This window comes from Moraxella sp. CTOTU46934 (genome assembly GCF_031979465.1).
Classification (GTDB): domain Bacteria; phylum Pseudomonadota; class Gammaproteobacteria; order Pseudomonadales; family Moraxellaceae; genus Faucicola; species Faucicola tetraodonis.
In genome coordinates this window covers 43187-56984 of record NZ_DALZEG010000003.1, presented here as the reverse complement: position 1 = coordinate 56984, position 13798 = coordinate 43187, and the positions used below count along the sequence as shown (strand labels likewise).

Annotated in this window: 11 protein-coding genes; 9 read left to right on the top strand and 2 right to left on the bottom strand. The window is 43.3% G+C overall.

Going from position 1 to position 13798, the window contains the following annotated elements:
- Window positions 1-74: 74 nt before the first annotated feature.
- Window positions 75-1073: a tRNA dihydrouridine synthase DusB gene (dusB, locus tag RTN07_RS04000; RefSeq protein WP_312175922.1), complete on the bottom strand. Its 999-nt coding sequence runs from the start codon at window positions 1071-1073 to the stop codon at window positions 75-77.
- A gap of 587 nt (window positions 1074-1660) precedes the next feature.
- Window positions 1661-2173: a GNAT family N-acetyltransferase gene (locus RTN07_RS03995; protein ID WP_312175919.1), complete on the bottom strand. Its 513-nt coding sequence runs from the start codon at window positions 2171-2173 to the stop codon at window positions 1661-1663.
- An 82-nt stretch (window positions 2174-2255) separates the two neighbouring features.
- Here RTN07_RS03995 and rlmN point away from each other — a divergent pair, with 82 nt between their 5' ends.
- The 9 genes from rlmN to RTN07_RS03950 all read left to right on the top strand — a co-directional run bounded on the left by rlmN (window position 2256) and on the right by RTN07_RS03950 (window position 13758).
- Window positions 2256-3443, top strand: coding sequence for a dual-specificity RNA methyltransferase RlmN (gene rlmN, locus RTN07_RS03990; RefSeq protein WP_312175918.1), 1188 nt, complete (start codon window positions 2256-2258; stop codon window positions 3441-3443).
- Window positions 3444-3745: 302 nt separating this feature from the next.
- Complete coding sequence (gene pilW, locus RTN07_RS03985) at window positions 3746-4603, top strand: type IV pilus biogenesis/stability protein PilW (RefSeq protein ID WP_312175916.1); 858 nt, start codon at window positions 3746-3748, stop codon at window positions 4601-4603.
- Between the two features lies 1 nt (window position 4604).
- On the top strand, window positions 4605-5513 hold the full coding sequence (locus RTN07_RS03980; RefSeq protein WP_050325767.1) for a RodZ domain-containing protein: 909 nt from the start codon (window positions 4605-4607) through the stop codon (window positions 5511-5513).
- 64 nt (window positions 5514-5577) lie between these two features.
- Window positions 5578-6693 (top strand): flavodoxin-dependent (E)-4-hydroxy-3-methylbut-2-enyl-diphosphate synthase, encoded by a 1116-nt coding sequence (ispG, locus tag RTN07_RS03975; RefSeq protein ID WP_050325766.1) that lies wholly within the window; start codon window positions 5578-5580, stop codon window positions 6691-6693.
- 46 nt (window positions 6694-6739) lie between these two features.
- A complete protein-coding gene (hisS, locus tag RTN07_RS03970; RefSeq protein WP_007115374.1) occupies window positions 6740-8038 on the top strand; it encodes a histidine--tRNA ligase in 1299 nt (432 codons plus the stop codon).
- A 65-nt stretch (window positions 8039-8103) separates the two neighbouring features.
- A complete protein-coding gene (locus RTN07_RS03965) occupies window positions 8104-8931 on the top strand; it encodes a YfgM family protein (RefSeq protein ID WP_138018122.1) in 828 nt (275 codons plus the stop codon).
- 93 nt (window positions 8932-9024) lie between these two features.
- Complete coding sequence (gene bamB, locus RTN07_RS03960; RefSeq protein ID WP_312175912.1) at window positions 9025-10266, top strand: outer membrane protein assembly factor BamB; 1242 nt, start codon at window positions 9025-9027, stop codon at window positions 10264-10266.
- Window positions 10267-10467: 201 nt separating this feature from the next.
- Window positions 10468-11871 carry a ribosome biogenesis GTPase Der gene (der, locus tag RTN07_RS03955; protein ID WP_312175909.1) on the top strand — a complete coding sequence of 468 codons (1404 nt, stop codon included), beginning with the start codon at window positions 10468-10470 and terminating at the stop codon, window positions 11869-11871.
- A gap of 36 nt (window positions 11872-11907) precedes the next feature.
- Window positions 11908-13758: a sensor histidine kinase gene (locus RTN07_RS03950; RefSeq protein ID WP_312175907.1), complete on the top strand. Its 1851-nt coding sequence runs from the start codon at window positions 11908-11910 to the stop codon at window positions 13756-13758.
- The last annotated feature ends 40 nt before the right edge of the window (window positions 13759-13798 follow it).

Genomic DNA, 13798 nt, shown 5'->3' with positions numbered 1-13798 from the left:
TCATGACTTTTTGCGAATCTTTGTTTCTAAAAAGTCATAAGCGCGCTACGATTGACTGTTTTATAGTAGAGGTTTTAATCAAATTCCGCGGTCTTTAAAAACCGCGCGACCACGTTAAACTGTCCAGCGGTGGTATCTTCTTCATACATGGCTTGGCGAAACGCATTGGAATTGGCAATGCCTGAGGTATACCAAGCAATATGTTTACGAGCGATACGACACCCCGAGTATTCACCATAAAACGCATAAATCTCCTGCAAATGGCTCAATACAATCTCTTTTAACTCATCCATCGTTTGACTGGGCAGGATTTCACCAGTCTTTAGATAATGCGCAATATCACGAAAAATCCAAGGCTGCCCTTGCCCTGCTCGCCCAATCATAATGCCATCGGCGCCTGTTTGCTCATATACTTGTTTGGCCTTTTGCGGGCTGTCGATATCCCCATTGACAATAACAGGAATGGTGAGAAGATTTTTGACTTCTTTAATTAACTCATAGCGAGCGCTGCCTAGATATTTATCTTCGCGGGTGCGTCCATGTATCACAATCATGGCGATACCTGCCGCTTCTGCCATTTTTGCCACACGCAAAATATTTTCTTCGCCATTGGCATAGCCTAGACGGGTTTTTAGCGTGACTGGTACATCCACTGCATTGACCGTGGCATCCAATAGTCGCTTGACCAAGTCTTCATCTTTGAGTAGCGCTGAACCGGCAAGCTTTTTGCATACTTTTTTTGCGGGGCAACCCATATTGATATCGACAATTTGCGCCCCATTGGCAACTTGATAGCGAGCGGCTTCGGCGATTTTTTCTGGGTCTGAGCCAGCGATTTGCGCAGAAATAGGCGCGATTTCACCGTCAAAATTGGCACGATACAGCGTTTTGTGATGGGCAAACAAAGTGGCATCAGACGTCATCATCTCTGACACCGCATGCCCTGCGCCAAAGGACTTAGCTAGCATGCGAAAAGGCTTGTCAGTGACGCCTGCCATCGGCGCAACGATGATGCGGTTGGCGATGGTCTGGTCGCCGATATTGAGGGGAGTGAGCAATGGATGGTTGCACATAAATAAAAAAGCATGATGGGCTCAAAAATGGGGGAATATTATAACTTTTATCACTCGTGCTTTGGCGAAAAATATCACGTATTTAGTGCAAATCCGCAATTCCCCCTCTTTTAAACAATCGGGTGAGTTTTTATATCAATTTTTACGATTTTTTATTTGTTTGTCATATAGACTTAACCCAATAGAAGTTTAATAGTGTCATACTCATCAATTTATTAGGCATAGATTTAGATTTAGATGTAGATTTAGACATAGAAATGGGCATAAACATATGTTAAAACAGCTTAAACTTTGGTATCGAGGCGGTAGGTATGTCAATGGCGAAGTGGTTTATCAGCTGCCCCATTGGTCTGCTAGAGTGGCTCGTCGTACGGTTGATTTTGTTTCGCTTGAATGGAAGTGGTTATTGGCATTTTTATGCCTAATCATGATAATTCTTATTATCGCTATTTGATTCGTCGCTATTTGATTTGTCGATATTTTACCCATTTCGCCATGCCAATTTGGGCAAAATTTTCAACTTGATAACGAGCAGCTTCGGTTAAAAGTGAGTGTGTCAAAATATATAGTCCAATTACTTACTAATCTTAAAAAAATGCTCTAGCATATTCTATCACACCCTTTGGTATATCATTCGTTAATAGCAATACTCGAAGCGCACCTTCAGGCACTTCAAACGGAGCTTGTATGCCAAATTTTTCGGCAGATTCATAACCAAACTTTGCATAATAATTTGGATGTCCCAACACAACGACACACGGATAATCTAATTTTTTGATTTGCTCATGAGCAACGTTTATCAAAGTTGTACCGATTCCTTGATTTTGATTGGTAGGCGCTATCGACAATGGGGCGAGTGCCAAAACTTTCGTTTTATCCACTATTGCCTCACTAAACATAATATGTCCAACAATATTGCCCTGCTCATCACACGCAACCAAAGCTAAATTTGGCAAAAAGGCAGTATCTGTTCGTAATTTTTGCACTAAAAAATGCTCTTGATGGTCGCTATATTCTGCATCGGCAAACGCAAATTGAATTAATGTTTGAATGAAGTCAAAATCTTTATTTTCTTCAACACGAACTTGGTAAATACCCATTTTCATCTCCAGTTAATCATGACTTTTTGATTAAATATTGCTATAATAGCAAGTTTGATTATCTACAACCAAACCTATTTCTATGACCGAAAAAATCCCTGTTGTTCAACATTTTCAACCTCAAACCAACAAAACCAATCTACTTGGCATGAGTAAGGCTGAACTTGGACAATTTTTTGCCAAGCTAGGCGAAAAACCGTTTCGCGCTACCCAAGTGATGAAGTGGATTTATCAATTGGGCGTGACCGATTTTTATCAAATGACGAATTTGTCCAAAAAACTACAAGAAACATTGGATGAAGTGGCAACTGTCACCCCACCTACTGTCAAGTTTAAACAATTTAGCGAAGATGGCACCCGCAAATGGGTGTTTGAAGTAGCAGGTGGCTCGCTGGTGGAAACTGTACTTATCCCAGCTGACGATAACAAACAATTTGGACGTAAAACCTTATGTATTTCCTCGCAAGTCGGCTGTGCGCTTGACTGCTCGTTTTGTAGCACCGGTAAACAAGGCTTCGAGCGGGACTTATCGCCTAGCGAAATTATCGGACAGCTGTGGGTTGCCAACCAGTCTTATATGGAAAATGTGCCTGTCACTGAACGTGAAAATCGGGTCACTAATGTGGTGATGATGGGCATGGGTGAACCCCTGTTAAATTATGAGCCTGTGGTAGCCAGTATGTCATTGATGCTCGATGATTTTGGTTTTGGCTTGTCTAAACGCCGCGTTACTCTATCAACATCGGGCATCGTGCCAAAGATGTATGAGCTCGCCAAAGACATTGATGTAGCACTTGCTATCAGCCTACATGCACCCAATGATGAACTGCGGAACGAACTGGTACCCATCAATAAAAAATATCCACTCAAAGAGCTGATAGCCGCCGCCAAATCTTATGTATATGACGAAAATCCCCGTCATAAAAAGCATGTCACCATCGAATATGTGATGTTAAAAGACGTCAATGACACGGATGAGCACGCCCGTCAGCTGGTCAATCTGCTCAAAGATTTGCCCTGCAAAATCAATTTAATTCCATTTAATCCGTTCCCGCATGCGCCTTACGGACGCTCTAGTAACAATCGCATCCATGCGTTTAGCAATATCTTGAACCAAGCAGGCTTTGTCTGTACCATTCGCCAAACCCGCGGCGATGACATTGATGCGGCATGTGGACAGTTGGTTGGACAAGTGACCGATAAGACCCGCCGAGCAAAACAGTGGCAAGAAAAAGTGTCCAAAACGTTACAATCTAAAGCATCTCATTAAATCTTTTATCATTATAATAGTTTGGCGTGATAAAGGCGCAAGTTAGCCTTATCGGTTGGTGTTATCAAGGTTTTTTTGCTATAGTAATAGCCATTTTTAATTATAGGCTTGTTTTTGCCATTGGGTTTTATCGACAATTAAAATTGGTTATCGACTGTCAAAATTTTTAATTATTCAATTTAGTTCATTTGATTATGAGTAAGTTTGTTATGCCACCATGTCACTCACGTCAAACTCATTTATACCACAGTCAACCGGCTATTTTGTGTCAATTACACGACAACGATATAGACGACGATAAAATGCCTGGCAAATCAAACTTTTTATCGAAGGTTTTTGCCGCAGGTATGATTGGCCTTTCAAGCCTCACCATTTGTCTAACCGGTTGTACCACTACCCGACAAGTCACCACGCAGACAGTTACTGCCAGTGACCCCAGTCGTTGGGAAAAAAATCCAGAAGAAATCGCCAGAATTCGCACCGCGATTGCCGCTGAATATATTCGTGGTGGTAAATTAGACGATGCCAAACGACAGTTAGAAAGTGCATTAAAGTCTTATCCAAAGTCAGCAGAAGCCAATGATATGATGGGCGTGTTATTGCAGCAAGAAGGCAGCCCGCGCAATATGCAAAAAGCCGAAGCTTATTTTAAAAATGCTATCGCCCTCAATCCTGACTTTAGTCAAGCAAACAACAACTATGGCGTCTATCTCGCCCAACTTAGTCGTAACCAAGAAGCGATTGCCCAGTTTCAAATTGCCGGTTCTGCGTTAGGGTATGACGGTCGTGCCAGTGCGTTAGAGAATTTAGGGCGTACAGCATTAAAGGTCAAAAACAAACCACTGGCGATACAGTCATTTATCAAAGCACTCGATGCCAATCGCCAAAGCATCGTCGCCCGTACAGAGCTGATTGATATTTTATTGACCGATGGCAAATTTTTGGAGGCGCAGGCACTGTATAATGATTTGGTTAAAATTATTGGTCAAGCCAACCTTGACCCGCGCACTTTATCGCAAGGGATTAGGCTTGCCAAACTTGCGAACAATCCTATCGAAATGCAAAAATTAGCGCAGCAGCTTTTAGACCGCTATCCCCTTAGCGATGAAGCAAAGCAGATTCGTTCTGGACTTTTAACCCCAACGTCAACTTGGAAATAAGATGGAAAACAGCAATAACACCGACAATCAACAAAACTCTACCCCTGTTCATGACACAACCCAACTGTTGGGTCAGCGTTTTAAACAAGCCCGTGAGAAAAAAGGCTTATCGATTGACGATGTGGCTGCCAAAACTTTCATTTTAAAAAGTCATCTTCGGGCGCTTGAAGCCAATGATTTTGACGCCTTGCCACAGCCTACCTTTGCGCGCGGTTTTGCCACTACCTATGGGCGTTTTTTGGGTTTGGATAAAAATCTGGTCGCGCAAAGTTTTGATGCCCAGTACCCCGCTACCCTCAAACAAAAATATGCCACGGTCATCAATGCCCCGATGCAGCCGATGGGTACGCTTAATCGTGAAGCGCGTCCCAGTGTGCGTATTAACCCTTTTGTCATTGGTGGGATTTTATTGGTATTGGGGCTGGCGATTTTTATTTTTAATAAAGTTAGCAAAGCACATAATGACTCGGTTGACCAAGCGCCTGCTAGCGCTGTTGTCAGTATGCCAACCCAAGACCAAGTCAGCGGTGCGTCGCTTAACAATGCAGGCTCAGCGATTGTGACAAACACAGTAACTGCTAGTGGGTTACCCGCCACCGGATCTGCCATTACTGGTGTCGCGGTGAGTGCTGATAACGCCAGTGGTACAGCAGCGACAGGACAAGCTGGTGCCAAAGCTTCGATTGACATTTTTGTGAAAGACACCACCAAAATCACCATTGTCGATGCGACAGGCAATACGATTTTAGATGGCGAGCAAGCACGCGGTAGTTACCAATTGACAGGTCAAGCGCCGTTTCAAGTCAATATCGACAAAGCCAGCAACGTGAGCTTGGATTTGAACAAACAACCGATTAAATTAAGCAATTATGCCCAAAACGATAAAGCCAATTTTACGTTAAAACCTTAACGGCTTATCACTTTAAAAATACGCTAAATCATTCGTTATAATAGTTATAATAATAGGAACGCCTATGTCAGCGCATAACCCCATCAAACGTAAACTCACCAAAAAAATCTACGTCGGTAATGTCGCAGTAGGCGGTGACACCCCCATTAGTGTGCAAAGTATGACTAATACTGATACCTGTGATGTCGATGCCACTGTGGCACAGATTCAGCGCTGTGTCGATGCCGGTGCTGACCTGATGCGCGTCTCCACGCCAACGATGGAAAGTGTAAAAGCCTTTGCTGAAATCAAAAGACAAGTCGCTGTGCCCCTGGTAGCAGACGTTCATTTTGATTATAAAATTGCACTGGCGGTGGCTGATGCGGGTGCAGACTGCTTACGTATCAACCCAGGTAATATCGGCAATGAACAAAAGGTGCGTGAAGTGATTGCCGCCGCCAAACATCATGGCATCAGTATGCGTATTGGCGTAAACGCGGGGTCGCTAGAAAAAGACATCCAAAAAAAATATGGCGAACCTACAGGTGAGGCCATGCTTGAGTCGGCGATGCGCCATATTGATATTTTAGATCGTAATAACTTTGACCAATTTAAAATCTCAGTCAAAGCCAGTAATGTGTTTTTAACCATGGATGCGTATCGGTTGATTTCTGCACAAGTTGACAATCCCTTGCATCTAGGTGTGACAGAAGCGGGGGTGTACCGCACCGGTACCGTTAAGTCTGCCATTGCCTTAGGCGGACTACTGCTAGAAGGTATTGGCGATACCATGCGTATTTCGCTAGCTGCTGAGCCAGAAGAAGAAATTAAAATCGGTTTTGATATCTTAAAATCCCTCGGTATCCGTAGTAATGGGGTGAATTTTATCGCCTGCCCCAGCTGCTCACGCCAAGAGTTTGATGTGATTCGGGTGATGATGGACTTAGAAAAACGCCTAGAGGATATCCGTGAACCAATGGATGTATCGGTGATTGGCTGTAAAGTCAATGGTCCAGGGGAAGCCAAAGAATCGGATATCGGCGTGGTGGGTGCCAGTCCAAATAGCCTAGTATATAAAAATGGGGAAAAATCACATTTGATTGATACCACCAAGCTTGCTGACGAGATTGAAGCCATGGTCCGTCAAAAAGTGGCTGAGCGTGAAGCCCAGCGCGCCAATGAAATTTTACGGGTTAAATAATTTTTGTATCGTTTATTTTTTAGTTTGCATTCTTGGGAAATTGACCATGTTAAAATCCATTAAAGGTTTTAATGATATCTTACATATTGAGACAGAATCTACGCGCCCATCGAGCGAATGGCGCCAACTTGAAAGCACCCTTGTCGATGTGCTCAATCAATTTGGCTTTGAGCAAATACGCCTCCCAATCGTTGAAGAAACCCAGCTATTTGCCCGTGCGATTGGCGATGCCACTGACATTGTCGATAAGGAAATGTATAGTTTTTATGACAAATCCAACCCACCCACGGCATTGACGCTACGCCCTGAAGGCACGGCAGGCGCGGTACGTGCCGTGGTGGAGCATAACTTATTGCGGGGTGACAATCCAAAACTTTGGTACATTGGTCCTATGTTTCGCTATGAACAACCGCAAAAAGGCCGTTATCGTCAGTTTCACCAATTAGGGGTTGAGAGTTTTGGCAGTGAATTGGCGGATGCTGATGCTGAGCTCATTATCATGACCTACCAAATGTGGCAAAAATTGGGTATTTTAGATGTGGTGCAACTTGAGATTAATAGCTTGGGTGAGATAGACGAACGACTGTCGTATCGCAAAGCCTTGGTGGATTTTTTAACCGATAAAAAATCTCAATTAGATGAAGATAGTCAGCGCCGCTTAACCACCAACCCACTACGTATTTTGGATAGTAAAGATAAAAACACCCAACAAATTTTAGAGAATGCCCCAAAGCTTGCTGACTTTTTGGGGGCAGCAAGCCAGCAGCATTTTGAAGCCTTGCAACATTATCTTAAAGCAGTCGGCATCAATTTTGTGATTAATCCAAAACTGGTACGCGGTTTAGATTATTACAATAAAACCGTATTTGAATGGACGACTGACCAGTTGGGTAGCCAAGCGACAGTATGTGCTGGGGGTCGTTATGACGGTCTTATCGGACAAATCAAATCCATTGGCAGTGATAAACCAGCCGCTTCCGAGCCTGCAGTAGGTTTTGCCATGGGGCTTGAGCGTTTGTTGTTACTCATGCAAAAGGTACAGCCGTTTGAGGCAACGCCGGCCTGTGATGTATTTGTGGTCGCCCATCCTGATGTTTACACCGATGCGATCAAATTTGCCCATGAGCTGCGTACACGACGTTCAAATCTTCGCGTGAAAATGGCGAGTGCCACGAGTTTAAAAGCGCAAATGAAAAAAGCCGACAAATCAGGTGCGCAATTGTCAGTGATCATCGCGCAAGATGAAGTCGCCAATCAGCAAATTACCATCAAAAAAATGGCAACCGGTGACCAAATTACGGTCGCGAGTGACATGCTTTTTAGCGAGAATCCAGATTTTATCTAATCTATCCGATTGAGCCAAATTTGATGGGTAACTTATATCAGTAATTTTTTGAAAGGCTTTATGTAATGGTTAAAGACGTACAACCTAAGCTAGTAAATGATGAACAGCAATCCTTAGGCGCGCTTAAACAATATGGTGGCTATATTTTATCCGCTATTATATTGGTATTAGCGGGTTATTTTGGCTGGACTTACTGGCAAAAGCATGGCGGCAATATAGATACCGCAGCGGCGAACGATTTTGCCAAAATTCAAAGCGACCAAAACAACATTGAGACCCTAACCACCCAAGCTGCCAGCGATACCAAAGCACAAGCGCAACTGACTACGGCGCAAACCAATTTGGACAAAGACTTGGGCGAATTTGTGGCTAACCATGATAATTCGGTTTATACATGGCAAGCCTTGATGCTGCAAGCCAAACAGCAAACCGATAAAAATGATTTAAAAGCGGCGGCGGCAACGCTACAAAAAGCATCTCAGTTAACGCTCAAGGATGATGGGCTAAAAGCCATTGCCATTTTGCGCCAAGCACAAGTGCTATTGTCAGACAATCAAGCGGATGCGGCACAAAAACGCTTACAAAGCCCCTTACCTGCTGCCTTTGAAGCCAGTAAACTTGAGATTTTGGGGGACATTGCCAACCAACAAGGTGATAAAAAAGCGGCGGCTACTCATTATCAAAAGGCTTGGCAATTGATTGAACAACGTAATCAAAACAACCCAAACCCCCAAGACCGTGCATTGCTACGTATCAAAATGGAAAGCCTAGGCTTAAGCGTCAAACAACCTGATTTAACTGGGGGCGTACTCGCTAAGCCTACCCAAGCTGAAAAAACTGCCCCTGCTGCAGCAATCGCATCTGCGCCCGCAGTTGCGTCAAGCACAAAATAGGCACACATAGCTAAAAAATAGGCAAAAAATCTTAACCTGACAAAACTCTTAAATGGCAATATTTAAATTTCACCGTACGTTACGAGATAAACAATGACGACCATAACAACAACAAAATCGACACCCTTATCGACAAACTTAATGAAACCTGCCGTATTTGCAACCGCCTTGGTGGTAGCGATGACCCTGACAGGTTGTGACAAGTTTAAAAAATCTGACAATGTCCATAAACCTGCCGCACTTGTGAAACTCGCTAGCAGTCAAAATGTGATTTCCCCACTGTTTAGTCAAGGCAGTAATACAAAAGTTAGCAAACGCTTTGGCAGTTTGCGCAATAAAACCACCATCAGCCAGCAACCTACCGCCTTTCGCGTGGCGTATGACAACAATGGCTATGTGAATGCGTTAGCAGACGGTAGCGTGCAAGCGTTTGATGGGCAAGGCAAAGTGCTTTGGAGTACCAAGCTCAAGCAAGGCCTAATGTCAGGGGTGGCGCTAGATGAACAATCTCGCGTAGCCGTGGTCAGTGACAGCAAAGGGGTCATCATTGCGTTAGACAGAATGACTGGCAAAGTTATTTGGAAAACGCCGTTGGACACCGCAACCCTATCCCCTGCCCTAATCAGCCAAAACCGTGTCATCACCCTTGGCAATGATGGTAAAATTAGTGCGCTGTCGCTAGAGTCTGGCGCGCCTATTTGGACTTTTAACACCCAAAATCCAAATTTAAGCGTTCGCGGTAGTGCCACGCCGATTTTGTTCAATCGCAATACGGTACTGGTGTCGACAGCCGATGGTCGTATCCATGCTTTAAACATCGATAATGGCGTACCCATTTGGTCAAAACGTTTTGGTATTAGCAAAGGCAGTAGTGATATCGAAAAAATTTCTGATGTAGATGCCACCCCCGTACTAGATGGCAATATGCTGTACGTTGTGTCTTATAGCGGTCAGTTAGTCGCTGCTGATATGGCTTCCCAGCAGCTTAGTTTTGTCAAAGAGTTGGCGAGCTTAAAATCAGTCGGCACAGATGCTAGCCAAGTTTACGCCACTTCGCTCGATGGCGAATTGGTAGCGATGGATAAAATGACAGGCACGGTTAATTGGCAAACCGATAACTTGTCTTATCGTGGCTTAAGTAACGCGGTGAGTATCGGTAACTATGTGGTGGTTGGTGATGCCATGGGTTATTTGCATGTATATGACCGCACCTCAGGGGCACTGGTTGACAGAAAACAGGCCAAATCCGACGTGGCGGTATTACAGTTTATCAATAACCGTCTGATTGCCCAAAGCGCAAATGGCGCATTTAGTGTTTGGCAAGTAAATCGTTAATTGTTAAACTGTTGACGCATTTAGCGGTTTTGGTGATTGGGTTAGCAGCCCATACTGATAAAAGTGTGAGTTTAAATGGCAACCCAGCATTGCAGCGCGATGTTGGGTTTGTTAAGTTATAGAAATAATGAATTTTTCAAGCATGTTTAAAATCTTGCTTGTTGAAAATCTTGCTTGTTTAAAATTTTGGAAATTAAATTTATGAAACCAGTTGTTGCCTTGATTGGCCGTCCGAACGTTGGCAAGTCCACCCTATTTAATCAGTTGACCCGCAGTCGTCAAGCCTTGGTTGCTGATTTGGCAGGTCTGACCCGCGACCGTCAATATGGCGATGCAACCTTTGAAGAAAAATCCTTTATCGTCATCGATACCGGTGGTATTGGCGAAGTGGATGAAGGTGACGGCACCATTGATGATTATATGTCGCACCAATCGCATACCGCTATCCATGAAGCAGATATCATTGTATTTGTGGTTGATGGGCGCGCAGGTATCACAGGCGCCGATGAAGTCATCGCCAAACAGCTTCACACCCTTGGCAAGCCCGTGTTTTTAGCCGCCAATAAAATGGATGGCGTCCATGAAGCGGCGATTCATGAATTTTATGCGTTAGGTTTTGGTGAACCATTTCCCATGGCAGCCAGTCACGGACGTGGGGTGGGCAATTTATTAGAAGCCGTCACTGCTAATATGCCCACCGATGACCAAGAAGAACAAGCACCTGATGGCTTACGTATCGCCATCATTGGCAGACCCAACGTCGGCAAATCTACGCTTGTCAATCGCTTGCTTGGTGAAGAACGTGTGGTGGTTTTTGATATGCCAGGTACCACGCGCGATAGTATCTATATTCCTTACGAGCGTGACAACAGACATTATGTGTTGATTGATACCGCGGGCGTGCGTCGCCGTGGACGTATTGATGAAAAAGTTGAAAAATTTTCTGTGGTAAAAACCTTGCAAGCCATCAAAGATGCCCATGTGGTCATCGTGGTCATTGATGCGCAAGAAGGCATTACCGATCAGGATTTGAACTTGTTGGGCTACGCTCTAGAAGCAGGTCGCGCGATGGTACTTGCCATCAATAAATGGGACGGGCTTGACCAAGACCAAAAGAATTTTGTCAAAATTGAAATGGATCGACGTTTTAACTTTATCCCTTATGTAAAAGTGCATTTAATCTCTGCGCTTCATGGGACGGGTGTTGGCAATCTTTACCCATCGATTCACCGTGCCTATGATGCTGCAATGTTTGATATTTCCACCAGTCGCTTGACCCAAATTCTGCAAGATGCGGTTACTGCACACCAGCCCCCTATGGTAGGCGGGCGACGCATTAAACTTCGATTTGCACATTTAGGCGGTCATAATCCACCGATTATTGTGATTCATGGCAATCAGACCAGCCAAGTGCCAAACAGTTATCGTCGCTACCTAGAAAACGAATTTCGCAAAGTATTCAAGCTTGAAGGTACCCCGATTCGGGTTGAGTTTAAACAAAACGCCAATCCTTATGCAGGTCGCACCAATACCATGACGGATGCGCAAAAAGAACGTAAACGTCGAGAGGTGCAAAAATTCAAAAAACGCAGCAAAAAACGTTAAGGCGATGTTAAGATTGGCGTTTTAAGGGATGAGTGAATGGTACAGAAGAGTTTAGGTTATCAAATTGCGGTAAAGCGTATCATTGCGCTACCCTTTTTATTGGTTTTATTTATTTGCCTTGCGATTTATACCTTAGTCGACTTGACCCAAACGGTGCAATCTGAAATCAAACAGGCGAGTAGGATAAATTATCTACTTGCCCAGTCTACTGCCAGCAATCCTAACAGTGTGACAACCACCAGCGTTGACAAACTGTTAAGCGAAATGCCGCAGTACGAAAGCATTGTATTTTTTCCATTTGATCAGCAGCAGCATCCGACCACCCGTCCGATTAAAGTCACTGAAGTGCTTTTTGAGCGCTATTACGGACTGAGCGAACCTGTTAAAATTAATTTGTTGAAATTAACGCCCAATCAAAAAAATACTAAAGTAGACCAGCTAATTGGCTATAGTAATCTTACCCTTGACCTACAAACCATTCGCCAGCAATGGTTTTGGCAACATTTACCGTTAATGCTTGTGCTATCATTTATTGCGCTGCTAAATTTGTGGTTTGTGGTGCAAAAGGTACAAAATTTAACCCATCGCTTGCCGAAACTTGAAAATTTAAGCCATCACATTTTGCAAGATGAATTTTCACAGGCAGAGGCGTATCAGCTGCCAAAAAGTAATGAGGCTTGGGTATTTGAAAAAGCCTTGGTGTATTTACTCAACAAGCACAAGGCGCAAATTGCCCAAATCAACACCCTGCGCCAAGAAAAAAATGACCTTGAAGAAACCCAAATTAAGCAGCTTCAGCACAATTCAAAATTTGAAAATATTTTGATTCATGAGTTCAAATCCTCTGTAAGTCGTATCGAATCGGGTCTACAGCTATTACACAATCAATATATCAGCGCTGAGCAAAAAGATGCCGTTGAAATTATTACTTTGGGCAAAGATGATTTAAATGCTAAGCTTGATCAAATCATCCAAATTAACCGTATCGATAAAGGTCAAACAGGCGTCAGTGCCTACCAATTTAGTCCAACGGGGTTAATCACCCAAATTGTCAATGATTATCAGCCTCTGGCTGCCGAGAAAAATATCACGTTAAAGGCAAAGCCTTATCATGCCGACTATGTCCTAGAAGGCGATGTTCAAAAAATCACCCTAATTATTAGTTCATTGGTAGAAAACGCGATTAAATTTACCGATAAAGGCAGCATAACAATCACCTCGCAGTTGCAACATTTACAAACGCAAGTACGGTGGATGTTGCAGATTGAAGACACCGGTATAGGCATTGCAAAGGAATATTTAGAGCTAATTTTTGAACCTTTTTTCCAAATTAATCCTGAAATAAAGCATACCTCCTCAAATAATTCTGCGGGATTATTTCTAGTGAAAAAACTACTAGAACTGATGAAAGGCAGCATCACAGTTACTAGCGAACCTGATGTGGGTAGCAATTTTCAGGTATCGTTATTGCTAAAAGATTGGAAACACAACTATGAACGCAATTTATTGCTAAATAAACATATTGTCGTTTGGTATCACTATGAGGATTTATTCGAAACGGCCAAACGCATGGAAAATGCGGGTGCTAAAGTTGAGACGTTTACCAGTAGCGAACTTCTTGAAGATTATTTGTTATTTCATACGGTGGATGCGTTATTTATCTCCCGAAATATTGATTATCAAGCGATGTTAGACTTCGTCAGCAAATTTCGTGAGCGTGAAAATAAAGCCAGGGTCACCATTATCTGCGTTTATGACACCAAAGCGTTAAATCCGCATACCATTGAATTACTAAAAATAGCTGGGGTGGATTATTTTGTGAAAAAAGAAGTCATAGACGAGCGACTCGATCAATATATCAAAGAGCTGTCCCATATTTTGAGTTAAATTTTGAGTTAAAAAAAACCCTTCGTTTCATGTGAAGGGT